The 24,864-nt window shown below is 47.2% G+C and carries 23 protein-coding genes; 2 read left to right on the top strand and 21 right to left on the bottom strand.

The features are described 5' to 3' along the window. Positions 1-22: 22 nt before the first annotated feature. The 12 genes from ftsY to ACRRU2_RS02005 form a co-directional block, all read right to left on the bottom strand. A complete protein-coding gene (gene ftsY, locus ACRRU2_RS02060) occupies positions 23-1,030 on the bottom strand; it encodes a signal recognition particle-docking protein FtsY (protein ID WP_432499791.1) in 1,008 nt (335 codons plus the stop codon). Between the two features lie 66 nt (positions 1,031-1,096). Beyond that, complete coding sequence (gene smc, locus ACRRU2_RS02055; RefSeq protein WP_432499790.1) at positions 1,097-4,675, bottom strand: chromosome segregation protein SMC; 3,579 nt, start codon at positions 4,673-4,675, stop codon at positions 1,097-1,099. 341 nt (positions 4,676-5,016) lie between these two features. Further along, a complete protein-coding gene (gene rnc, locus ACRRU2_RS02050) occupies positions 5,017-5,715 on the bottom strand; it encodes a ribonuclease III (RefSeq protein ID WP_331698298.1) in 699 nt (232 codons plus the stop codon). Further along, positions 5,705-6,946, bottom strand: coding sequence for a beta-ketoacyl-ACP synthase II (fabF, locus tag ACRRU2_RS02045; RefSeq protein WP_331698299.1), 1,242 nt, complete (start codon positions 6,944-6,946; stop codon positions 5,705-5,707). Before fabF ends, rnc begins: the two co-directional genes overlap by 11 nt. 238 nt (positions 6,947-7,184) lie before the next feature. Next, a complete protein-coding gene (gene acpP / locus ACRRU2_RS02040) occupies positions 7,185-7,418 on the bottom strand; it encodes an acyl carrier protein (protein ID WP_331698300.1) in 234 nt (77 codons plus the stop codon). Positions 7,419-7,521: 103 nt separating this feature from the next. Then, complete coding sequence (gene fabG, locus ACRRU2_RS02035) at positions 7,522-8,271, bottom strand: 3-oxoacyl-[acyl-carrier-protein] reductase (RefSeq protein ID WP_432499789.1); 750 nt, start codon at positions 8,269-8,271, stop codon at positions 7,522-7,524. 12 nt (positions 8,272-8,283) lie between these two features. Further along, positions 8,284-9,219, bottom strand: coding sequence for an ACP S-malonyltransferase (gene fabD, locus ACRRU2_RS02030; protein ID WP_331698302.1), 936 nt, complete (start codon positions 9,217-9,219; stop codon positions 8,284-8,286). A gap of 86 nt (positions 9,220-9,305) precedes the next feature. After that, positions 9,306-10,292 (bottom strand): beta-ketoacyl-ACP synthase III, encoded by a 987-nt coding sequence (locus tag ACRRU2_RS02025; RefSeq protein ID WP_331698303.1) that lies wholly within the window; start codon positions 10,290-10,292, stop codon positions 9,306-9,308. Between the two features lie 9 nt (positions 10,293-10,301). Continuing rightward, a complete protein-coding gene (gene plsX / locus ACRRU2_RS02020) occupies positions 10,302-11,291 on the bottom strand; it encodes a phosphate acyltransferase PlsX (protein ID WP_331698304.1) in 990 nt (329 codons plus the stop codon). Beyond that, positions 11,275-11,871 carry a transcription factor FapR gene (gene fapR / locus ACRRU2_RS02015; protein WP_331698355.1) on the bottom strand — a complete coding sequence of 199 codons (597 nt, stop codon included), beginning with the start codon at positions 11,869-11,871 and terminating at the stop codon, positions 11,275-11,277. The genes plsX and fapR overlap by 17 nt, the downstream gene beginning before the upstream one ends. A gap of 262 nt (positions 11,872-12,133) precedes the next feature. After that, positions 12,134-12,307 carry a 50S ribosomal protein L32 gene (gene rpmF / locus ACRRU2_RS02010; protein WP_331698305.1) on the bottom strand — a complete coding sequence of 58 codons (174 nt, stop codon included), beginning with the start codon at positions 12,305-12,307 and terminating at the stop codon, positions 12,134-12,136. Positions 12,308-12,337: 30 nt separating this feature from the next. Beyond that, complete coding sequence (locus ACRRU2_RS02005) at positions 12,338-12,856, bottom strand: YceD family protein (RefSeq protein ID WP_331698306.1); 519 nt, start codon at positions 12,854-12,856, stop codon at positions 12,338-12,340. Between the two features lie 225 nt (positions 12,857-13,081). Between ACRRU2_RS02005 and ACRRU2_RS02000 the strand changes: the two genes are divergently transcribed. Beyond that, entirely contained in the window at positions 13,082-14,329 is a 1,248-nt protein-coding gene (locus ACRRU2_RS02000; RefSeq protein ID WP_432499787.1) for a nucleotidyltransferase, read from the top strand. On the opposite strand, the gene ACRRU2_RS01995 is transcribed toward ACRRU2_RS02000, so the two are convergent. Beyond that, complete coding sequence (locus ACRRU2_RS01995) at positions 14,316-15,368, bottom strand: S16 family serine protease (protein WP_432499786.1); 1,053 nt, start codon at positions 15,366-15,368, stop codon at positions 14,316-14,318. The two genes, ACRRU2_RS02000 and ACRRU2_RS01995, sit on opposite strands and share 14 nt — an antisense overlap. A 122-nt stretch (positions 15,369-15,490) precedes the next feature. Here ACRRU2_RS01995 and ACRRU2_RS01990 point away from each other — a divergent pair, with 122 nt between their 5' ends. After that, the gene (locus ACRRU2_RS01990) at positions 15,491-16,774 is read left to right on the top strand and encodes a hypothetical protein (RefSeq protein ID WP_432499785.1); all 1,284 of its coding nucleotides are present in this window, start codon (positions 15,491-15,493) and stop codon (positions 16,772-16,774) included. Here ACRRU2_RS01990 and coaD read toward each other — a convergent pair. The 8 genes from coaD to ACRRU2_RS01950 all read right to left on the bottom strand — a co-directional run bounded on the left by coaD (position 16,751) and on the right by ACRRU2_RS01950 (position 24,734). Next, entirely contained in the window at positions 16,751-17,278 is a 528-nt protein-coding gene (gene coaD / locus ACRRU2_RS01985) for a pantetheine-phosphate adenylyltransferase (RefSeq protein ID WP_331698310.1), read from the bottom strand. The two genes, ACRRU2_RS01990 and coaD, sit on opposite strands and share 24 nt — an antisense overlap. Then, entirely contained in the window at positions 17,268-17,894 is a 627-nt protein-coding gene (gene rsmD, locus ACRRU2_RS01980; RefSeq protein WP_331698356.1) for a 16S rRNA (guanine(966)-N(2))-methyltransferase RsmD, read from the bottom strand. The genes coaD and rsmD overlap by 11 nt, the downstream gene beginning before the upstream one ends. Positions 17,895-18,175: 281 nt before the next feature. After that, complete coding sequence (locus ACRRU2_RS01975) at positions 18,176-19,180, bottom strand: Gfo/Idh/MocA family protein (protein ID WP_432499783.1); 1,005 nt, start codon at positions 19,178-19,180, stop codon at positions 18,176-18,178. Beyond that, positions 19,177-20,190 carry a Gfo/Idh/MocA family protein gene (locus tag ACRRU2_RS01970; protein ID WP_432499782.1) on the bottom strand — a complete coding sequence of 338 codons (1,014 nt, stop codon included), beginning with the start codon at positions 20,188-20,190 and terminating at the stop codon, positions 19,177-19,179. The genes ACRRU2_RS01975 and ACRRU2_RS01970 overlap by 4 nt, the downstream gene beginning before the upstream one ends. After that, entirely contained in the window at positions 20,190-21,215 is a 1,026-nt protein-coding gene (locus ACRRU2_RS01965; protein ID WP_432499781.1) for a Gfo/Idh/MocA family protein, read from the bottom strand. Before ACRRU2_RS01965 ends, ACRRU2_RS01970 begins: the two co-directional genes overlap by 1 nt. A 300-nt stretch (positions 21,216-21,515) precedes the next feature. Next, positions 21,516-22,346 carry a carbohydrate ABC transporter permease gene (locus tag ACRRU2_RS01960; RefSeq protein WP_331698314.1) on the bottom strand — a complete coding sequence of 277 codons (831 nt, stop codon included), beginning with the start codon at positions 22,344-22,346 and terminating at the stop codon, positions 21,516-21,518. Next, a complete protein-coding gene (locus ACRRU2_RS01955) occupies positions 22,343-23,224 on the bottom strand; it encodes a carbohydrate ABC transporter permease (RefSeq protein ID WP_331698315.1) in 882 nt (293 codons plus the stop codon). The genes ACRRU2_RS01960 and ACRRU2_RS01955 overlap by 4 nt, the downstream gene beginning before the upstream one ends. Before the next feature lie 79 nt (positions 23,225-23,303). Continuing rightward, a complete protein-coding gene (locus tag ACRRU2_RS01950; protein WP_432499780.1) occupies positions 23,304-24,734 on the bottom strand; it encodes an ABC transporter substrate-binding protein in 1,431 nt (476 codons plus the stop codon). Positions 24,735-24,864: the final 130 nt, after the last annotated feature.

Raw genomic sequence — 24,864 nt, 5'->3', positions numbered from 1 at the left:
AACCGGTCCTCCTAACTATCGTTTACTTGTCCTGCGTTACTGCGTCCTGCTGCTCTTCTTTCACAATCAAGCCTGCGAACAGTGCATGTACAAATTGCTCCGAGTCAAACTGCTGCAGATCCTCCATTTTTTCGCCCAGCCCTACAAGCTTAACCGGCAAGTTCAGCTCATTGCGAATCGCGATGACGATACCGCCCTTGGCTGTGCCGTCAAGCTTCGTAAGCACCAAGCCTGTAACGCCGCTCTTCTCGCCAAACAGCTTGGCTTGGCTTAATGCGTTTTGTCCCGTCGTAGCATCAAGCACCATCAGCACCTCATGAGGAGCATCCGGTATCTCACGCTGTATAACACGAAAAATTTTGTTCAGCTCTTCCATCAAATTGGACTTGTTTTGCAAACGGCCTGCGGTATCGCAGAGCAATACGTCTACTCCGCGCTGCTTGGCAGCCTGAACGGCATCGAACATGACGGCCGCCGGGTCAGAGCCGGCCTGCTGCTTCACTACATCTACACCGACGCGGGTTCCCCATACCTCAAGCTGTTCGATTGCGCCCGCGCGAAAAGTATCGCCGGCAGCAAGCAGGACACTCTTGCCCTCGCTTTTGAATTTATGGGCAAGTTTGCCGATTGTCGTCGTTTTGCCTACTCCATTTACGCCAACAAATAGAATAACGGTAATGCCGTCTTTCGCCATGCGCAGCTCAGCGTTGTCGTCACCCTTAAGCAAGGCAACCAGCTTCTCTGACAAAATAGGCTGCAGCTCAGCAGCAGCTTCAATTTTTTGTTTTTTGACTTCCTTTCGCAAATCATCGATTAATTCCATAACCGTCATAACCCCGACGTCTGCACCGATCAAAATTTCTTCAAGCTCCTCATAAAATTCCTCGTCGATTTTTTTGCGGCGAAGAATGAGCTCCTCTACTTTTTCAACAAAAGCAGTCCGCGTCTTGGACAAGCCTTCCTTAAATACATTAGTTACCGCCTCTGTTTTCGAAGCGATGCTTTCCTTCAGCTTTTTAAAAAAACTCATTGCTGCAGCTCCTTCATTTTTGCTATAACCCTTCAAAACCTTTTATCTTTTATCAAAGACAGCCATTTACGCAGTTACTTGGTTTTCTTCCTCCTCCAGCCGTACGGAGACAAGTTTGGAAACGCCGCCTTCCTCCATCGTAACGCCATAAAGCACATCTGCTTCTTCCATCGTACCCTTACGATGAGTAACGACAATAAATTGCGTCAGTTCAGAAAACTCTCGCAAATATTGAGCGAACCTGGACACATTGGCCTCATCCAATGCTGCCTCAACCTCATCCAGCACGCAGAACGGAACCGGCTTCACCTGCAAAATCGCAAACAGCAAGGCGATTGCCGTCAGCGCCCGCTCTCCGCCTGATAGCAGCTGCAAATTTTGCAGCTTTTTGCCTGGCGGCTGAGCCACGATATCTATTCCCGTATCAAGGACACGATCCGGCTCCACCATAACCAGATCTGCGCGGCCGCCGCCAAACAGCTTTCCAAATACGACGACAAAATGGCTGCGGATCGCTTCAAAGGTCGTCCTAAAGCGTTTGGACATCTCTTCATCCATTTCGCTTATAACCTGGTAAAGCGTAGTCTTTGCTTCAATTAAATCATTTTTCTGCTCGGATAAAAATTCATAGCGCTCCTTGATGCGCTCATACTCATCTATCGCCCCTAGGTTGACGTCACCCAACGCAGTAATTTGCCGCTTCAAATCTCTGACATCGTGCTGCGTTCCGGCAATATCCTCCGGTACCGGGTATTGCGTGCGGGCCAGCTCAAAGCTTAGCTCATACTCTTCACTCAGCTTGCGCAGTAAATTTTCAAGCTCAACATCCATACGATTAGCTGCTATTTCAGTTTGTCGCATTTGCTCTTCAATATCGCGAAGCTGGCTGCGCTGCTCCTTCGTTTCATTTTCGCCCTGATCCAGATCAGCAATTCTTTGCGCCCTTGCAGCACGCTTGAAATCGGTCTGCTCTGCGCACTGCTGCTTTTTAATCCGCAATTCATTGAGCTGCTCGATTTGATTGCTCGTTTCCTCTTCATGGCGAATGGTCTCAGCAGCTTGCTGCTCTGCAATCTGGCGCAGCTGCTGAAGCTCCTGCTTCGCATGCTGAATATCAGTGCGGACGCGAGCAGCCTGATCCAGACTCGACAAGCGCTCCTGATCGGTTTTGGCGACTGCAATTTTGAGGTCGGTCAACTGTCCCTGAAGCTGCTCCTTGGCATTCTCGCTAGCCTTGCGCTGCTCTTCCGCAAGCTTGATCGCCTCTTGCAATCTTGCTTCATCATCTGTCAATTTCTCCAGCCGCTCATTGGCAAGCTTAATCGCTTCCTCGGCAGCTGTCTGCTCCGAAACATGCGTAGCGCGATCAGACGACGAAATTTCCAGCTGCTCCTTCATATGACGCTCTTCGCTTTGCAGCTGATCCAGCTGGGACTTTGCCTGCTGTTCTTCAAAACGGCACTGCTCCGCCTGCTCTCTCAGCTGATCGAATTTCTGATTGCGGATTGATTGCTCCTTGCGCAAATCGGATAGCTTATCGCGCAAATGCTCTACAGTGCTCTTAGCTTGGTCAATTTCTTGATCCAGTGCTTCAATTTGGCGCTGGCGCCCAAGCAGGCTTGCACCCTTCTTGTGAAGACTGCCGCCAGTCATCGAGCCGCCCGCATTAACGACGTCGCCTTCTAGTGTTACGACACGGAAACGGTACTGGCATCTCGAAGCGATCCGATTCGCCTGCTCCAACGTCTCTGCAAGCAGGACGTTGCCCAGCAAACTGAACACAACAGCGTTGTACTGGCTGTTGCACTGAACAAGCTCGGCAGCAACGCCGACAAAGCCGTCGAGGGATTGAAGCATGCGCTTGTCCTGCTCAGGTATATGCCGCGCCTTGATTACATCAAGCGGCAAGAACGTCGCACGCCCCAGCTGCCTTTGCTTCAAAAAGCTAATGGCTGATCTAGCTGTCTGTTCATTTTCCATTACAATATGCTGCATCGCATTGCCAAGCGCTGTCTCTACCGCAACTTCAATTCGTTCCGGCACAACAATCAGTTCGGCTATCGCGCCATGCACACCGGAAATTCCGCTTGCACCGCGCCTAGACGCTTTAAGCACCTCTTTAACACCTTGCATAAAACCGTCGAGCGCATCCTGCATTTCCTTCATCGTATCCCGTCGCGAAATACAGCTGTCCAGCCTTTGCTCCCATTTGCGAAGCGACTGCGACACCTCGTCCAGCATAGATGTTATCTCTTTCAGCTTTTCGGATTCCGTAATAGAATCGTTACGGAACTTGCTGAGCCGCTCCAACGTTTCATTAATTGTCCGCTGGAGCTCAGAATGGCGCTGTTTCAGCCGTTCCTGCTGCTCCGTCCATTTATTTTCATCCTCATCCAGACGTTCCATTCTGCGCTGCAGCGATTCCTGCTGCTGAGCGTAATAGCGCAGCTCGTTGCGGTGCTGAGCCATACTGCTCAGCACTTCCAGCAGCTCTGCCTTAAGTCGCTCCTGAGCATCCATTACAGCCTCGCCAGATACGCCGAGCAAATTAGCTTCTTCCTTGGCAAGCGCCGCCTTCAATTCCGACAGCTGAAGCTCCAAGCCGGCAGCTTTGCTGCGGTACTCGGCTTCCTCCTTCGAAAGCAGTACGATTCTTTCATCCTGCGCAGCGATGCTTTGCTCAAGCTGCTGCTTGTTCTGCTCCAGATTTTTTTTGCGTTCCTTCAGCACCTCGCCGTAGCCTTCGCACTTTTCTGCCTCTTCGCTAATTTGCAGCATCAAAGCGTGCAGCTCATCTAGCTCGGCTTCAATATTGCGCAGCAGCTGGCGGTCATTTTCCAAATGGGCGTCATGCTTGCTTACGACCGTGGACAGCTGCAGCTGCTGTTGCTTGAGCTGCTCCAGCTTCTGATTGGACTCTTCCCAGGATCGATGGACCGTCTCGATATTATGTACGTACATCGAGATCTCTTTTGTTTTAAGCTGCTCTCTGAGCGATTTATAATGAATAGCTTTCTCGGATTGCTTGCGCAATGGCTCGACCTGATCCTCAAGCTCCGAGACAAGATCATGGATGCGCAATAAATTTTGCTCAGTCTCATCGAGCTTTTTTTGCGCTTCACGCTTACGCGATTTGTATTTGACGATTCCTGACGCTTCCTCAAAAATACCGCGGCGATCCTCTGATCTTGTACTTAATATTTCTTCAATTCTGCCTTGTCCAATAATGGAATAAGCTTCCTTGCCGATACCGGTATCCATAAACAATTCAGTAATATCCTTAAGCCGGCATGGCTGCTTGTTAATGAGATATTCACTTTCCCCGCTGCGGTGAACACGCCTGGTGACGGTTACCTCATTGTACTCTAGCGGGAGCGCATTATCCTCATTGTCCAGAGTAAGAGATACTTCTCCGTAATTGACTGCCTTGCGGGCATCGCTTCCGGCAAAAATGACATCTTCCATCTTGCCGCCGCGCAAGCTTTTGGCGCTTTGCTCGCCCAGCACCCAGCGAATGCCATCTGAAATATTGCTTTTGCCGGAGCCGTTCGGCCCAACGACAGCTGTAATGCCGTTGACAAATTCCATTTCGGTCTTGTCGGCAAATGATTTAAAACCTGATAATTCGATCCGTTTCAAAAACATGGTATGGCTTTCACCTCATAGCATATTGTATCATATTAACTCTTAAGAAACGACTAGCATATGCACGAGAAACGGCTGCTTCACCGTCTTTTTTTGACAAGGACAAACGGCCCCCTTATTCTTCGCTTTAATGAAGTAGTAACGTTTACCGAACTAATATAAAAACAATATAAAAACTGGTATAAGGTGAAAACTTATACTTTCCTGCATTTATAAAAACACAAAAAGAATGCTATCGCATATCGTGCAACAGCATCCCGCATTCACTCCGTATAGTAATCCATCCTGCACACTTGCATTCGTAGCGCCTTTCATTTCAGCAGCTCTTCTGCCGTATGCGTTTACTTTTCCTGAGGCAGCTTTTGCCACGCCTCAGCAGCAGCGCGCTGCTCCGCTTCCTTTTTCGTGCGGCCGGTGCCTGTACCGTATTTTTCTTCGCCGAGATATACCTCTACGACAAATTCCCGGTCATGCGCCGGGCCTTTTTCTTCCGTAATTTTATACTCGATTGCCCCTAGCCCGTGATGCTGCGCTCGCTCCTGCAGCTTCGATTTGGCATCCTTCATAACGAGTCCGAAATCATTGGACTCAATATTAGGGAACATATACCGCTCTAGAAATCGTCTGACTTCTTCCAGACCGGCGTCCAGATAAAGAGCGCCAAGCAACGATTCGAACAGGTCTGCAAGCAGGGCCGGACGCTGCCTGCCGCCAAGTTGCTCCTCACCGCGGCCAAGCAAAATATGCTCGCCGAGCTCCAGCTTTTCGGCAAAATAAGCCAGCGAGGCTTCGCAAACGATTGAGGCGCGCATGCGGGTCAGCTCCCCTTCAGGGCGCTTGGGGTAAGTTGTATACAAATATTCTGAAACGAGCAGTTGAAGCACCGCATCGCCCAAAAATTCCAATCTCTCGTTATGCTGAACAACGCCTCTTTGTTCATTTACATATGAGGTATGCGTAAACGCTTGCTTCAGCAGCTTTGGCTGTTTGAAATTAAGCTGCAGCGAACGCTGCAGCTCATCAAATGAATTATTCTTCATATACTTTCATCACAATCGTCGCGTTATGGCCGCCAAATCCGAAGGAATTGGACAACGCTGTACGCACTTCAGCCTTGCGCGGCTGGTTAGGCACATAATCCAGATCGCACTCCGGGTCCTGGTTATCCAAATTGATCGTAGGCGGTATCATGCCATTTTGCAGCGTCAAGCCGATAATTACGCTCTCTACCCCGCCGGCAGCGCCAAGCAAATGGCCTGTCATGGACTTGGTCGAGCTGACAGCCAGCTTATAAGCATGATCGCCAAAAGCAATTTTAATCGCCTTCGTTTCGGAAATATCGCCTACAGGCGTTGATGTGCCATGCGCATTAATATAGTCGATCTCTGAAGGATCAATGCCTGCATCCTTAATTGCCTTTTTCATACATAGCGCCGCTCCGTTCGGATCTGGCTCCGTCATATGATGCGCATCGCCGCTCATGCCGTAACCGATAATCTCGGCATAGATTTTTGCGCCGCGCGCCTTGGCATGCTCAAGTGATTCAAGCACCAATATGCCTGCCCCTTCGCCCATGACAAAACCATCGCGATCAATATCAAACGGCCTGCTGGCTTTTGTTGGCTCGTCATTGCGGACTGACATAGCGCGCATTGAACAAAATCCAGCCATTCCTGTAGGCCTGATCGTCGCTTCCGCACCGCCCGCAATCATAACGTCTGCATCTCCGCGCTGAATGAGCTTGTAAGAATCTCCGATTGAATGCGTGCCTGTCGCACAGGCTGTAACTGCTGTGCTGTTAGGACCCTTAGCTCCAGTCATAATGGAAACCTGTCCAGATGCCATATTCGCAATCATCATTGGAATAAAAAACGGGCTGACACGCTTCGGACCTCTCTCAAGCAATATATTATGCTGATCTTCCCAAGTGCCAAGACCGCCGATGCCGGACCCGACCATAACCCCTACGCGCTCTGCATCAGCATTGTCGCCGATGCGAAGACCGGAGTCCTCAATGGCAAGCTTGCTGGCTACTGCAGCAAATTGAACAAATCTGTCCATTTTGCGAGCTTCCTTCTTATCAATACCGTAATCCTCGGGATTAAAGTTTTTGATTTCTGCAGCAATTCGAGTTGTATAGTCCGAAAAATCAAATGCTTCTGCTTCAGAAACACCAGATTTGCCTTCCATTAAATTGCCCCAAAATTGCTCCAGGTCAGACCCTAGAGAAGTAATGACGCCCATACCAGTTACAACTACTCTATGTTTCATTCCATTCACCCCTGCACTTAGCAATATAGATGATGCTAATTTCTAATACTGCTTCTATATAAATGCGACAAGTCGCGAAATAACCGTAATAGATGGAGATAAGTCCCGTCTTGCAACGGGACTTTTCTTGAAACATAAGAATGAATAAGCATATTCACTTACTTTGTTCTTATATTTTTTCGAGAAACTATGCGTCCTCAAGCAAGGACGCCATAAACGTTTCTTTTACTACTGCTTATTAGGCAAGGGATTGTATGTAGTTCACAACTTCACCTACAGTAGTAATTTTCTCTGCATCTTCGTCAGAGATCTCCATATCAAACTCGTCTTCCAGCTCCATGACTAGTTCTACAACGTCAAGTGAGTCAGCGCCGAGGTCATCTTTAAAAGAAGCTTCAAGAGTAACTTCTGCTTCATCCACGCCAAGGCGATCGATGACAATGCGTTTTACACGCTCTACTATATCGCTCATCCGGTTCACCTCCTCCACCGTATTATACGAAAATTAATAATAAAATGCTATTGCAACCTTTGTCCAGCAATTTCTTATACTTTCCTATATTTTAAAAAGAAAGCTACATGTACATACCACCGTCTACATGAACCGTTTGACCTGTCATATAGGATGCTGCATCCGAGGCCAGAAAACGCACCGCGTTCGCAATATCAGATGCTTGTCCAAGCTTAGCCAGCGGAATTTGTGCAGAAAGAGTATTTTTCATCTCTTCTGGCAATTGATCTGTCATATCCGTTTGAATAAAGCCTGGAGCGATGCAATTGACTGTAATTCCACGCGATGCAAGCTCCTTGGCACTAGCCTTTGTCAAACCGATTACGCCAGCCTTTGCAGCGACATAATTCGCCTGTCCAGGGTTGCCAAGCACACCAACTACCGATGAAATATTAATGATGCGGCCAGAACGCTGCTTCATCATCGAGCGTGTCACCGCTTTAATGCCGTTAAAAACGCCCTTGAGATTCGTTTCGATTACTTCGTCGAACTCTTCTTCCTTCATGCGCATAATGAGATTGTCTCTTGTGATGCCTGCATTATTTACTAGAATATCCAAGCCGCCTAGCTGATCGATAACTTCTTTAACCATGGCGTCAAACTGATCGGCCTTACCTACATTTGCTTTAATCATTATCGCCTTCTTGCCAAGCGCTTCAATCGCTTGGACAGTTTCGGCCGCAGCAGCCTCGCTGCCGGAATAATTCACTGCAACATTAGCTCCGCCTTCAGCAAGCGCAATCGCAATCGCTCTGCCAATTCCGCGAGAAGCGCCAGTAACTAATGCTGTTTTGCCTTCTAAGCTCGCAAACATAAGCTATCCCTCCTATACTTCAATAGCATCTAGCGCCTCAATGGCTTCTAGGCTATTCAAAGTAATAATACGAACGGTCTTATCTATTTTTTTAATTAATCCAGATAAAACAGAGCCTGAACCGATCTCAACAAAGGTATCTACCCCTTGTCCGATCAAGTATTGGATACTGTCTTCCCACAATACAGGAGAATATACCTGCTCAGCAAGCAGCGCGCGAATTTCCTCTGATGCCGTTACTTGCTTGGCTGTAACATTGGCAACAACCGGAATGGCTGCCGGAGCAATAGCCGCTTCAGCCAATTTTTGCGCTAATCGTTCAGCGGCAGGCTTCATCAATGAGGAATGGAACGGTCCGCTTACCTCCAGTGGAATAACACGTTTCGCACCTGCTTCCTTGCCTCGCTCGGCAACCGCCTGTACACCCGCAGCACTGCCTGATACAACAATTTGTCCAGGGCAATTCACATTGGCAAGCTCAACAACGCTTACTTCTGAAGAAATTTGCTTACAAAGCTCGTCAAGCGCTCCTCGCTCTGCTCCAAGCACAGCTGCCATCGCTCCTTGCCCGCCAGGCACCGCTTCCTCCATAAACAAACCGCGTGAGCGGACTAGCAGAACAGCATCCTGAAACGTAAGAGACTGCGCAGCGACAAGCGCGCTGTATTCACCAAGGCTATGGCCGGCTACATAATCAGCTTTCAGCCCTTTTTCCTTTACAACCTGGAGCAGCGCAGTGCTTACTGTAAGCAGCGCAGGCTGTGTATTGGCTGTTTGCTTTAAAACTTCCTCAGGTCCCTCCATGATCAAGTCTGTCAAAGAGTAGCCAAGCACCTCATTCGCCTGCTCGAATATAGCTCGAGCAGCTTCATGCTTTTCATAAGCATCTTTCCCCATACCTACAGCCTGAGCCCCCTGCCCAGGAAATATGAATGCTATTTTGCCCATGTTTCCCCCATTCCCATCGAGCTGAAAGGAGTGCCATCACACAACCTGACGCTCGCTGCCGCAATTACTACCATATTATTATAAATTTACCATACAAGTACAGAAGCACCCCATGTCAAACCGCCGCCAAAACCAACAAATACAAGCTTGTCTCCCGTCTGGATACGCTGTTGTTCGACTGCTTCAGCCAATGCGACAGGAATTGAAGCAGCTGACATGTTGCCGTACTTGTTCAAATTAATCATTGCTTTCTGCTCAGATAACTCCAATCGGTTCATCGCTGAGTGAATAATGCGAATATTGGCTTGATGCGGAATAAGCAAGTCAATCTCATCCTTGGTCATGCCAGCCTTCTCCAGCGCTTCCTCAGCAGCACTGCCCATAATGCGAACAGCAAACTTAAACACATCATTCCCTGCCATATAAATATAATGCTTTTTATCCGCTATGCTTTGTTCAGTAGCCGGCATTCTTGAACCGCCGCCAGAAACCTTAAGCAGTTCGCCGCCGCTGCCGTCCGCGCCAAGCACGAACGATTTGAAGCCTCGGCCTTCCGGAACCTCGCCCAGCACAACTGCTCCAGCGCCGTCGCCAAACAAGATGCAAGTATTGCGGTCCGTGTAATCTGTAATGCGCGAAAGCGTCTCGGCACCTACAACCAAAATATGCTTGTACATACCGGTAGCAATCATACTGGAAGCTGTTGAAAGCCCATAGATGAAGCCGGAGCAAGCTGCTGACAGATCAAAGGCAGCCGCCTTCTTGGCGCCCAGCTTATCCTGCAGCAAGCAGGCTGTAGACGGAAAAAACATATCCGGCGTAATCGTAGCTACAATTATAAGATCAATATCATCGGCAGTAAGCCCAGCTGCCTCTATCGCTAGTCGCGATGCCTCGTAGGCCAAATCAGAAGTAGCCTCGCCAGCTGAGGCAACGCGACGCTCCTTAATACCTGTTCGAGTGACGATCCATTCATCATTCGTCTCTACCATTTGTTCTAAATCATGATTGGTTAATATCCGCTCCGGAACGTACTTGCCTGTTCCAATAATGCCGACTGGACGCAAACTCATTACACACACTCACTTCCCATTAATTTCTGCTGCAATCGAATGAATCAAATTACTTTGAATGGCTAATCTCGCTTGACGTACTGCATTTTTGACGGCTACTACGTCCGAAGACCCGTGACATTTCACGACAAGCCCCTTCAATCCTAACAGAGGAGCGCCGCCATGCTCCTTATAATCCATTTTTTTCTTTAGAGCGCGCAGGCGAGGCATCATAATGGCAGCTGCTAATTTAGTCATTAAGGAATGGCCGAAAGCCCCTTTCAATTCTGAAAAAATAGTGCCGGCTGCGCCTTCCATCGCCTTAAGCAGTATATTTCCTGCAAAGCCGTCGCAAACGAGCACATCACAGTTGCGGTTCAACACATCTCTTGCTTCCACATTACCTATAAAATGAATTGGAGCGTTTTCGAGCAAATCAAATGCAGCACGCGATACTTCATTGCCCTTCTTCGCTTCTGTTCCGACATTTAGAAGTCCTACCCGCGGCTTTTGTAGTCCATGCACCTTTTCACGATACAAGCTGCCCATAATCGCGTATTGCAGCAAATGATCGGGCTTTGCATCCATATTTGCTCCAAGATCAAGCGCAAGCACGCCCAAATCGTCCATCGTAGGCAGCATTGGCGCAAGCGCCGGGCGTTCTATTCCTTCCATGCGGCCAACAACCAACAGGCCTGTTGTCATAAGTGCTCCTGTATTGCCAGCTGACAGCATCGCATCAGCCTTGCCTTCCCGAACGAGCTGCCCCGCCACTACCATGGACGCGCCCTTCTTGCGTCTAACCGCCTTAACCGGCTCGTCATCCGGTTCTATAATATCATCGGCATGATGAAGCGACACGTTGCCCGGGCAGCCTCTGCCAAGCAAGGGCTCAATTGCAGCCGTGTTCCCGACCAACAACAGTTCCGTATCCGGAAACTGTCTTGCCGCTTCAATAGCTCCCTGCACAATAAGAGCGGGGGCATTATCCCCGCCCATTGCATCAATTGCGATCCGCAATTGCTTCTCCTCCTTCTTGATCAGACTCCCCTGCGGATCGATATATAACGAAATTGCCTTGAAAAACCATTTCATCGCCAACATAAGTAAACAGCTCTACCTTTGCTTTACTGCGTTCGCCAGAAATGGAGCGTACATAAGCTTTCGCAATACACTTCTCGCCTAGTCTAACGGGGCGAATAAAACGAATATCTGCAGTAACCGTCAAAGCGATAGCATCGTCAATAACGGCGACTGCAAGCGAATTAGCCTGGGCGAACACATGATGTCCCCTGGCTATTGATGTTCTTGAAAATACATGCTCTTCCTTAATTTCAAATACAGAAATACCGCTACGATCCAGCTCTAAATCAATAATATCACCTATAACTTCATGCAGAGGCAAAGAGCGGACCGAGTCATAGGAACGTTCAGCCATAAGCTTCATTCTTTCCCTCAGCTCCGGTATGCCAAGCTCCATGCGATCAAGCCGTATCGTTTGTATACTTACCTTCAGTAAGCGCGTTAACTCTCGGTCGGTAATAAATGGATTTTCCTCAATCAACTGGGCCAGCTGCTGATGCCGCTGCCGTTTAGGCATCCGTTCGATGATCGGCACCACCTTTATACTAGTTATATTTTCTGTAAGATGAAACGATTCCATTATTTAAATAACAAAAATATAATCAATCTAATTCAAGTTTATCACCTGGTACTAAAACAGTATATAAAAAAATGTGTCCATGTGCAATGGATTAGCAAATTATATATGAAATAACAGCTGCCGGGCAACAAAGCCTCACTAATTTCAAAAAAAATAACGCTTCATCGGATGATGAAGCGTTATTGCTGTAATAAATTGATTATTGGGAAATGATCTCTTTCGTTTTGTAAAAACCACAAACTTTACAAACACGGTGAGACATTTTGAACTCTCCACACTGCTCACATTTCACCATACCAGGTAGTGCAAGTTTAAAGTGTGTACGACGCTTGTCGCGGCGAGTTTTGGATGTTCTACGTTGAGGTACTGCCATCTTTCCCACCTCCTTCACATAATCAAAACACTATTTTTTAAACAAATCCTTCAAAGCTTCAAACCGCGGGTCTATGTGATCGGTCTCGCAGCTGCATGAGCCTTCATTGAGGTTATGTCCGCAATGCTGGCAAAGACCTTTGCAATCATCAGCACATAGTGGTGCAAACGGCATAAACAGCAGCAGTGATTCTTCTAAATAGGGCAGCAAGTCCAATTTATCCGTTGTCACTTCTATAAACTCGCTGTCTGCTTCTTCCTCTTCGTCTGTATCCTCAATCGATTCAACAGGCTTGAATTGTTCGGAAAAAGATATCACCGTATGTTCCTTTGTCGGTTCCAGGCAACGCGAGCAAGCCAGCTCCAGGTCGATCGTCAACTGACCGTCAACTGCTATGAAGTCATCATAACCGGTTACCTGAAGTGAAACATGCAGCGGTCCTGCATTAAGTACATCACGCCGTCCCTTGAATAGCTCGCTAACATCAATCTGTTGATCGATCGTAGCCTGCAAGCCCTTGGACATCATCTCTTGAATATGAAATTGCATAAGATCACCTCAAACAAACAAAGTTTATTATATCTATTTGTACTGCGTTTTGTCAACAATTTCACTGTTCAAGATTAGTCAAAACTTCCAAACCGGCAGCAAGCTGAGTGCCAATGCCTTATTTAAGCGCCTGATTCAATTAGAAATTCAAACCAGCCCTGTCATATGCTATGCTATAGTATAACCATTATATTAATATTACTTCATCTTGAGAGGAATTCAAGCATGAAAACAGTCGGGCTAATTGTAGAATACAATCCTTTTCACAACGGACATCTTTACCATTTGCAAAAGTCAAAAGAAATGACATCCTCAGATGCTGTTGTAGCCATAATGAGCGGCAACTTTTTGCAGCGCGGCGAGCCTGCGCTTCTGGACAAGTGGGCGCGGGCCGAGATGGCGCTGGCTAACGGCTGCGACCTGGTTATCGAGCTGCCGGCTGCCTATGCGACACAAGCGGCGGAGTGGTTTGCCTTTGGCGCTGTATCGCTGCTGCAGGCGACTGGCGTCGTGGACAGCTTCTGCTTTGGAACGGAGAGCGGCAACATCAAACCGTTGGAGACTGCCGCGCGAATCGTTGCCAATGAACCGGAGGACTTCAAAGCATTGCTGCAGCAGCTGCTCCAAGCTGGCACCAGCTATCCGAATGCATACAGCTCAGCAATCAAACAATATTTGTTGCACTGCGGAGATCTTGATGCGGCACAATTTTCATTCGATATGCCTAACCACACTTTAGGACTGCATTACTTGACTGCACTAAGACGGATAAACGGCACGATGAAGCCTTACACTATCGCCCGAGAAAAATCGCAATACAATGACACATCCGCTCAAGACGGCACGATAGCAAGCGCTACGGCAATTCGCAAAATGCTGCTTGAACAGCAAGACCTGCAAGCAATAAAGGGATATATTCCAGAAGCTACCTTTCAGATCATTGAAAAGCATTGGCGCAACAGGCACTGTCCTATGGACTGGGAACGTTTCCGCAGCCAATTGCTGCACAAGCTGCTTACAACCCCAATTCATGAGCTGGCCAGCATTCATGAAATTACAGAAGGGCTAGAGTATCGCATTCATCATATGCTGCAAGCTAATACGTTTTCAACTGTGGAGGAAATGTTGAGTGCCCTGAAAACTAAGCGCTATACGAGAACGAAGCTTCAGCGTGCACTGCTGGCTATTCTGCTTGGACATCGTAAAAAAGACTTCGAGGCCAAGCGGCTTGCTGAGGGCGTAACCTATATTCGTGTGCTCGGCTTCACAGAAAAGGGCCGCAGCTTGCTGCGCAGAATGCGCAAAGAAGCCACGCTGCCTGTTCTAATGAGCGCAGCAAGGCCAAAGCAGCTAACAGACTTTCTGGAGCTTGATATTCGCGCCAGCCACGTCTACGAGCTGGCAAAGCCGGCTTCAGAAGCACGCATACAATTATATCGAGATTACCGGGAAAAACCGATTATCGCCCCTTAACTTGGTGGATCGCTGCTATAGCATCTTGCAAGGTTGATACCCCAACAACCTGCATCGCTGTATGCAGCGATTTCGCTTTTGCCACTGCTTCCTTTTCATTCGCCTTTGGCACTAAAAATAATTGGACGCCCTGCTTGCTTGTAATGACAACCTTCTGCTTTATGCCTCCTATCGCGCCTACCTGCCCCGTTGAATTAATCGTACCTGTAGCTGCGATAACAAGCCCCTCGGTCAAATCCCCTTCCGTCAGCAAATCAATAGCATGCAGAGCGAATACTAAACCTGCTGATGGCCCGCCGATTTCTCCAGCTTTAATATCAATGGCAGCATCGCTCTGTGCCGGTACCAGCTCCCTGGCTTCCGCAAAGGTTTGTACACCTAGCTGGTCCGCCAATTGCTCGAGCGACCATTGCTCCGAATCAACATTGAGATCAAGCGTGACAAGCAGATCCTTCGGTTCTGTTCCTCTTATAATTTCCAGCTCAAAGGTTTGGCCGCTTCGCTCAGGCTTTAGCTGCTGCACCATATCCTTCAAGCTATCCAGCTGCTCTTTTCCTTTTAATCCCAGGATGATATCCCCTGCGTGCAGCAATTCCCCACCTTCTTCGCGGCTTTTCACTGCGGCTACTGAAATAGCTTTTAATTTGTAGCTATATGGAATGCCCGCAAAGTGGTAGGCGGCTTCTATCGCTGCGTTTTGCGAGCCTTGCATAACGTGCGCAAGCTGCTCGGCATATTGCTTTTTGGACTGACCTTGAAACACTTTATATTTATAAAAAACTTCTTTATCCCGGTCAAAAGCTGACTTAATAATTTCAAAAAAATTAGGTTCCGAAAGCTTAACTGCGGTTAGTAACAGCTTCCCCTTGCTCTCCTCGCCGTTTATTTGCTCAATATCTACCATAGGCTTAACTGGAACTGCAATACCAGGCTCGAAAATCACATATGGAGTAGGAGAATATAAAAGCAGCCACATCATAACAGCAGTTGCTAGCGCACTTAACAATGCTTTATGCCAATAGGAAAGTTTATTGTACATTTTGCCTCCGTCCTTACTGAAATTACTTATTGCTTAACTAGACAGGTCTATATTCGCACCGCTAAGCGTAGTCTATTTACAGAGCACCGTTTGTCCAATCTATAGCAAAGGAGCTGACGCTGTTGGGTAGAACATTATTGCTTGCAGCCCTCTCCCTCAGTCTAGTATGTATGATCATTATCCAGCCGGACGCTTCCTTTCAAGCATCACTGCAAGGGCTTGGCGTGTGGTGGAATATAGTTTTCCCCGGGCTTCTGCCCTTTCTTATTCTGTTTGAAATTATGCTTGCCTTTGGATTGATCCGTGGCTTTGCAACTTTGTCAGAGCCTGCAATAAGGCGCTGCTTCAAGCTGCCTGGCACTGCTGCTGTTCCAATTGCAATCGGCTGGTTCGGCGGCTTCCCCGCCGGCTCCGATGCCGCTATGAATTTAATGAAGCGCGGCTTGCTGAATAAATCGGAAGCAGCGCGGACGATGGCAATTGCCCACATGCCCAGCCCGCTTTTCGTTTTAGTTATCGTAGGCTCTGCTTTTTTGAAGGAGCCCATTACAGGAATCATGATTTTGGCTGCCATTTGGCTGTCAGGCCTTTGGATGATGTTTAGTGTTCAAATGCTGCTCCCTAGGAAAAAAGCACACCAGCAGCATGCCTCAACCAATGAAAAAAAAGCTTCAGCGGCTGAGCTCTCTGAAGCTGTAGCATCGAATCATGAATGGCAAGCTCATATTCAAAAATCGTTGATGAATAAAAAACTGCTTCATAGAGCTGCAGCAGCGATGCGGCTTGCCAGATTGGAGGACGGCAGAAGCTTCGGCAAAGTATTGGGCGATGCTGTCGCCGCATCTGTTCAAAAGCTGCTCGTCGTAGGCGGCTTTATGATTTTTGCAGCTATGGTAGCCAAGTTATGTTCACCGTTGTTTCAGTCCGCCCAGCTCCCTTATTTGGGACAGGCACTGCTTGAAAGCCATCTTGGAGCACATGCCATTGCAGCTAACGCTGAGCCGGGAAAAAGCTTGGCCTTGCCTGCTGCTATTATCGCTGCAGCGTTATCCTGGAGCGGCATAAGCGGTATTTTGCAAGCCAGTTATACTACCTTCGGCTCTAGAATTTCCATTTTCCCATTCGTATTGTATCGTATATTGCATGCCGCGCATGCTTTTCTGTTTACGATTATACTATGGAAACCATTATCCTGGCTGCTTTCACATATGGTAAAGGAAAATACATTCCCTGTTGTACGGATTTTCACAGAAAAATGGATCGGGCAAACCGAAGAACATCGACTGTTATTCTACTTTCATGATTTGCCGTATATTTGGCAGCTATCGCTTCCGTTTACTATATTAGCAGCAGGATTGCTGCTCGTTGTTTATACGATTTTATTACGATTTCTTAGAGCGCTCTAAATATTTTCCCTGCAGCTTCATCTCTACATAAGGAGGCACGAGCTCATGTACATCACCGTTGAAATGTGCAATTTCCTTTACAATACTAGAGCTTAAATAAGAAAATTTAGGATTAGTCATCATAAAAATGGTGTCGATCTCGTCGTCCAGCAAATGATTCGTTGAAGCTAGCTGCAGCTCATATTCAAAATCAGTAACGGAACGGATACCTCTTATAATGACATTCGCATTTTTGGATTTCATGAATCGAACGAGCAGATCTCGAAAGCTGTCGATTTCGACATTAGGAATATGTTTCGTCACTTCCGCCAGCAGCTCTTTCCGCTCTTCTACCGAGAATAGCGGATTTTTACTTGTATTATTAAGAACAGCGACGATTAAACGATCAAATTGCTTGGCTGAACGCTGAATAATATCCAGATGGCCATATGTAACAGGATCAAAGCTGCCTGGATAAACTGCAATTCTTATTTTTTTCGTATCGGACGCTTGCTCATTCGACATTAGAATCACTCCCGCTAAAACTATTGATGTCTTTATACTGATATATAGTAACCGCCGTATCACCGTACTCGGCAGCTTTTTTTAATTCAAACCTCGGATGCTCCTGGGGATAGCTGACAGCTGCGTCATGCTCCACGACGATAACAGCATCCTGCTCCAGCATTTGCAGCTCTGCAAGCGATTCCATCAGCTCTATCATATTCGTCATGCGATAGGGCGGATCAAGAAACACGATAGCTAGCTTCAGCCCACGCCGCGCTAACGCTTTTAGGGCACGTTCTCCATCATTCCGGTAAATTTCAGCAAATGGCTCCATTTTGACGGTCTGGACATTCAAGCGGATAATATCCGTGCTCTGCTTTTCGCGGTCTACGAATATAACCCGTTCCACTCCTCTGCTCCAGGCTTCAATTCCGAGTCCGCCTGTTCCAGCAAATAAATCCAGCGCAATACCTCCATTAAAGTATGGACCGATCATACTAAAGATCGCCTCTTTAACTTTATCCGAGGTTGGCCGCGTTTGATTGCCGGGAACCGCTTTTAGGGCTCGTCCTTTTGCTTCGCCTGCAATTACTCTCACTGCCTGTTGCCCCTTTCTAAAATATAAGAACCCCAGATATCCACCTCAAGATGTTCTTATTATTCACCAAAAAACTGTATATCTTTAGCCAAGCATTCTTCTTGACTATTCCCGCTTATAGTAACATACATTCTGTAAGGGAATAAAGTATAAGCTTATTTTAATTAGTAAGAATGGCGATTTAATGATATTGGATTTCGGGGAAATGAAGTCTTTAAAAGAGGCGTTGGATAGCATGACAGCACAGGCAAGCACAAAGGACGGGAGCATGTCATTCCTTTGAGCTTGCCTGTCAAACAAGTGATTTATCGCTGAATTTATTGGATATGAATTGAAATTCCTGATTTGATCGACTGATGAATAGCAGCTACAACTCGCGTATTCAACAGCCCGTCAGCTGAGGATGCCAACGGCTCGGTATCCAGACGCACATTATCAATAAAAGCGTTCAGCATATAATTGGGCGCTGCACCAAGCTGTCCATTGATCGATGTGCCTAGCGTATGCATATGTCTGTAGCTGCTTGACGCCTGACGTACCATTTGATCGGCCAAATCAACATATAAAGCTCCGTCTGACCCTATAATTTCATATTTGAAATCATAAATCATCGGCATGCTTTCAGGTAAAACCCAGCTCGTCGTAAAGGACGAATGTGTTCCATCCTCAAACGAAATGATTGCCTGGATTGAATCATAGGTGTCGATGCCCATGCCGGCCAGCTTGCCTTTTGAGCCTGCTGCAAACACCTTAACCGGCTTAACGCCTTTGAACCATAATGCCAAATCGATTGAATGCGGCAGCAAAAACCATCCCGGAGAAGAGCCTTGCGACCATTTCAACATTTTTGTCGGCACGTAGATCGTATCATTAAGACGCGAATTCATCGTAAGTACACGGCCGATCTCCCCCTGCCTAATCGCCTCCTGAACCGCAACAAAAGGGCTATTCCAACGATTTTCAAATGCTACCATGCATTTGATGCCTGATTTCTGAACAGCTGAATACATGATTTCTGCTTCCTCCAGGCTAGTGGAGAAAGGCTTCTCTACTAAAATATGAACACCTTTGCTTGCTGCCGCAAGCACCGGAGCCTTATGCAAATAATCCGGCGTAGCCACAATCAGAACATCAAGCTGCTCTTGCTCCAGCATGTGCTCGATATGACTATACCCTTTTGCTCCGAACCGCTCGCAAGCTGCAGCTAATGAAGGCTCATAAGCATCACTGACCGCTTGCAGCTTGGCATAATTATTTTGCTGCACAGTCTGCGCGTATAACTGGCCGCGTATTCCCATCCCTACAACGCCGACTTTTATCATGCAAGCCTCTCTTTCTCGAAAGGAGCCATCGCTACCGTTTCGTCACGACGAATCGATTCGTAGGCAGCCAATGCAACAGCAGTCGCCTTATAGCCGTCCTCGCCTGTAATCGGCACATTTTTCCCGCTTAGCAAAGCATCGAGAAACCCTTCTACCAAATAACGGTCAAGATCATCTCCCCAAAAGCTCCACTGTGCTTTGTTGCTGCTGCCGCCGTAAATTTCATTGTTTTGCGCTAGCGCATCCACCGAAATGACGCCTTTCGTGCCAATCACTTCAAGCGTCACATCAAAAATCATCGGAAATGCCTCCGTAAGCGACCAGCTCGTATCGATAACACCAATCACGTCATTTTCGAATTTCACATGCACCATGCCTGCATCATCGACGTCGATGTCGTAAAACACGGTGCTTGCCTGAGCATAAACCTCCTTCACCGGCACCTCCATAATCCAGTTCATTACATCCATAATATGAACGGTATGATCCATTATTGAGCCGCCGCCTGACCGCTCCGCATCAATAAACCAATGTCCCGGATTGACACCGCGATTCGTCCCTTTTATCGCGATTACCTCACCAATATCACCACGCTGAATAGCAGCTCTAACCTCAATAATCGAAGTCAGATAACGGCAAGGGAACGCCGTCATAAGCTGCACCTGCTGTTCTTGGCATACATGGATCATTTGCCTCATTTCTTCAATGGACAAGCCTAGCGGCTTCTCGCATAATATATGCTTTCCAGCCTTTGCGGCCTCGATTGTAATGCGAGCGTGATCCCTGTACTCTGAGCAAATAATGACCGCATCACAATCCGTCAGCAATAGATCGCGATAATCAGCGTAATAAGGTATGTCATGCTCGCTGATCCATTTGTCGACCCGTTCCTTTTTCTCATCGGCAATTCCTGCAATGATTACGTTAGGATGGTTCAACAGTCCTTTCAAATAATTTTCGGGATGTCCGGCATGAGCAAAGCTGATCATGCCGACCTTTAGAATTGTCATCAGACTTCCCCTCCAGTTGCAAAAGTTGAAAGCTTTACTGGCTGGCCAATCTCCGCAGAATGGTTGGCAGCCAAAGAGAGAAGCAGCGCATTGTAAGCATCGTACTCCGAAATAACCGGCTCAGTCCCATCTTTTATACAAGCGATGAAATGCTCCAATTGCGTTTGATAAGGATCCCGAAGCAGCGGGCTTTGCAGCCTGACAGCTTCGGCTGCTGATCCGGAATCCGCACCAGAAACTTTTTCCTTCTCTACATCTTTAATCATCCGAATGCTCGAGCTGCTCTCGCTGTTAAAACGAATAACTCCCTTCTTCCCGGAGATGCGGCAGGAATAAGTTAATGGTCCCGCATAGCCCCATAATGCTTCCAAATTAGCAAGCGTTCCGTTCGTAAATTTTATAGTCACAAGCGCATACTGCTTTTCTGCCGTTTTTCGTTTCATAGCATATACCGTATCTGCCTCGCCCAGCAGGCTGCTTACAAAGTCCGTATCATGAATCATAAGATCCATCACTACTCCGCCGCTTTTGGCGTCATCGTTATACCAGGAGCCGGGCTCCTTGCCCGGATGGGCGACAACCCGCCTCGTGTTAATCACGCCAAGATCGCCGATTTCGCCTTGTCTGACGTGCGCGGTCATATTTTGATAGCTTGGAAAAAATCGAAGAACATGTGCAATAAACAGCTTCACCTTATTTCGTTTGCATACCTGGATCATTTCTTTGGCGTCTGCTAAATTACCGGCCATCGGTTTTTCGCATATAACATGTATGCCCGCGGAGGCAGCCTTTACTGTCATTTCTTTATGCAAATGTGTCGGCAGACAAATATTGATAACCTCAGGTTTCGCCTCCGAAATCATTTGCTCCAGCGTATCAAAATAAGGAATGCCTCTTTCAACAACCCGCATCCGATCCCGTTCTCTCATGCCGCACATGCCGACCAATTCCACATTTGCCATAGCCTGGTAAGCCGCAGCATGCGTAAATCCCATAAAACCGCAACCGATAATGGCCACTTTCATGTTCAAGCTCTCCTTTGCCCTATATCATACATTCCCTACATTTGTCTTTAAACATATCTGCCGTGGCTGTCGATTGTGATTTAAGCATCAAGCAATGATAATAGATGGACACTACGATCAAGTTTGGGCTTCCGACCGCTGTTGTACGCCAATTTTTTAGATTATTTAAAACATTTAAAGGTTAAAATAGGCCTACAAAGGCGGACGCTGCCGCTTCTCCAGTCCCAATCTTGCTCTCCGTTCCCCTTTCATATTGCTTACCAATGATTCCCACAATAAATGAGCAGCCCCCGACATCTTCTATTTAACTCCGCCAAAGGTTAAACCCCGGATCATATATTTCTGAACGATCATGGCAAACACAAGCACAGGAATGATGGTGATTACGCCAACTGAGGACATCTCGCCCCATACGACACCTGTAATCGAGAGAAATAGCGTAACAGTTGTCGGCAGCGTATTCGCATCCGAGCTGGTAAGAAACAGCGCAAAGGCAAATTCATTCCACGATTGTATAATGCAAAAAATAGCGGTAGCAATAAGTCCCGGCACGGCCAGAGGCAGTAATATTTTCATAAACACCTGAAATCTTGAACAGCCGTCGACCAAAGCAGCCTCCTCGATAGCAAGCGGAATTTCTTCAAAAAAGCCTCTCATCATCCAAATCGTAAAAGGAATATTAAAAAGCATATAGCAAATAATGAGCACCAAATGAGTATCGAGAATTCGCAGCATTTGCGCCATCACGAAAAATGGTATAACCGTCGCCATAGGCGGCAGCATGCGCAAGCTCAATACCCAAAAAGCCATATTCTCCCTCTTCTTGAATTCAAACCGGGCAAACCCATAAGCCGCCAGCCCGCCGATTATAATTGAAATAAGCGTCGTAAAGACAACCACGATAAAGCTGTTGCTCAAATAGCTCGTAATGTTGCGGTACATGAAAGTTTCTCTGTAATTATCCAATGTCGGTTTAAAAAACCATACGCTTGGATCAAGCGTCTGCGTTCCTGTCTTAAAGCTTACAAGCAGCATCCAAAAGAGCGGGAAGACAGATACAACGCAGACGAAAACAGTGATCAGTGACAGGCTCATGTGACTGGTATGCTTGGCAAGCTTCATCGTTTTCATCCTTTCTCCTCCACTCCTTTGCGGAATATTCTCAGTAATATCATACTAATTACCGTAATGAGCACCATCAGCACCAAAGCGGCGGCCGATGCCCGGCCAACCCAGCCCGTTTGAGCAAATCCGAGCCTATAGACGTGCAAGCTTAAAAATTCAGTAGCGCTTCCAGGCCCTCCCTGCGTCAAGGAGAACGGGATATCAAAGGTACGGAGCGAGTCAATTAGTCTGAAAATAAGAGCGAGCAATATCATAGGCTTAAGCAAAGGCAGCGTAATATGACGAAAAACCTGCCATTTACTTGCGCCATCCGTAAGCGCGGCCTCATACGGTTCTATAGGAAGCGATCGCAATCCGGCATAAAGAATTAAAGCTACAAACGGAGTATTTTGCCAAATATCAACCATCATCGTTGAAAGCAGCGCATTTTCTGGAGCGAGCCATACAACTTTAAGTCCAAGCGAGTTTTCAAGTAAAAAGTTAAGCACGCCATATTCTGCATTCAGCATCAGCTTCCATATTTGTCCCGTAATGCTCGGTGTCATCGCAATCGGTACAATTAAACAGGCAAAAACGACTGACTTGAATCTCATCTCGCGATCGAGCAGCTTGGCCAGGAAAAAACCGAGCACCAGTTCAATTGCCGTTACCAGAACACTGAAATAAATGCTCAGCGAAAAGGAATTGCGGAACTCAACGCTTTTTATTAAACGCCAATAATTTTCAAACCAGACTATTTTAAAAGACGAAGCGCCCAGCTCATAATTTGTAATACTTAAAAAATAGAGCGCTAATGTCGGAATGAGGGTGAGCAGGCCCAGCAGAAGCACCGCAGGCAGTATATAAACCATATACGGCCGTTGTTTAAAGTATGATCGCAGCATAATTATATCCTCTCACTTCTTGAAGAGAGGAGTGCATTATCCATCAGGCTCAGCACTCCTCATTCTTCTAATTTATCTGCTACTCCTTGACGATATCTTCGAGCTCCTTCTGCGCTTTTTCGGCAGCATCGGCGACCGTCATCTCATTGCTTAATGCCATACTGCCGTAATAACCTACACGGTCAAGCATTTGTCCCAGCTTCTCGTGCGGCGGAACCCAGGAAACACCGCGCTCCATAAGAGCGTTGGCATCCTTCAGCGCTTCAAGCACAACCGGATACATAACATCATCGCCAGCCAGCTCAGGATCTTCGAATTGCGAGGTTCGCACCAATACGCCGCCATGCTGGATATACTCCTTGCTGCTCAGCTTGCTGTTCATATAAACAATGAACGCCCAAGCCGCATCTTTATTTTTAGATTGCTCAGAAATCGCCATCGTCCAGCCCGCAAGCGCGCTTGCACGTCCAGCCGGCCCTTCCGGTGTAGGCATAAAGCCAACCTTGTCATACACCTTTGACTTTTTCGGATCAAGAATCCAGGGCGCAATCGCTGTCGCATCGAGCCACATCGCTACCTTGCCTGACATAAAAGCCGATACTGCTTCTTCATGCGTGTAAGAAGCTACGTCTGGCGGGGCGTTTTGCAGCAAATCTACATAAAATTGCAACGCCTGCACCATAGAAGGATCGTTCATCGTAATTTCACCTGTCTTCTGATTCAAAATGCCGTCGGAGAAGTTATACATGATGCTCATAAGCCCCGATGCAAAATGAATGCCGCGCTGCGCACGCATCGCTACACCGTACAAGCCTTCCTCTTTGCCGTTGAAAAATTTCGCCAGCTCCAAGTATTCATCCATCGTTTTCGGCGGCTGCTTGTCATACTTCTCAAACAAGTCTTTGCGGTAAGCAATAAAGCGCGTTTCTCCTGCCGTAGGAATACCATAGACCGTACCGTCTTGCTTCGCAAACATATTGCGGTAAGCAGGAACGATGTCATCATAGTCGAACCATTCTGGCGTTAAGCTGCTGTCATCCAAGTAGCTGTTAAGCGGTGTTGCTACATTTTTGGATATATACTCGTCATTCCAAAAATTATCTACCATTAATACGTCATACGTGCCTGTTTTCGCTGTAATATCCATAAGCTGCTTATTTTTCAAGTAGGTTTGTTCCATTACTTCCCAGCGCACTTTAATGCCCGTCAACTCTTCGAAGCTTTTTGTCATCTTTTGAAAAGCATCAGTGGACGGATGGCTGGCAAATGCAAGCTTGATCTCAGTTCCCTTATGCTTTTCTGCTATTTTCTTGCCCCAGTCCTCCAGTGATAATGGACCGTTTTCCGTTCCGCTGCCGTTATCCGACTCCTGAGGTGCTGCACTGCCGCCCGAATTACTTTCGCTCGGAGCCGGCTTGCCGGATGACGAGCCTCCGCAAGCTGCAATTAACGAAGCCATTAATACAAGACAGAAAAAAACGAGTACCGACTTAGACGATTTTCCGTACATAGTGAACCTCCCTGATTATGTCTTATTGAAGCTAATCTAGCGCTTACAATTGTGATTATAAAATGTGAAAAGGCTTTCAACCATGTCGCCAAACGCCCTCGCTTGTCTTTAGAAAACTAAAAGACCGCAT

Origin of the sequence: Paenibacillus sp. GXUN7292, assembly GCF_050864975.1 — a bacterium.
Lineage (GTDB): Bacteria > Bacillota > Bacilli > Paenibacillales > Paenibacillaceae > Pristimantibacillus.
This window is presented reverse-complemented; position numbering and strand designations above follow the sequence as displayed.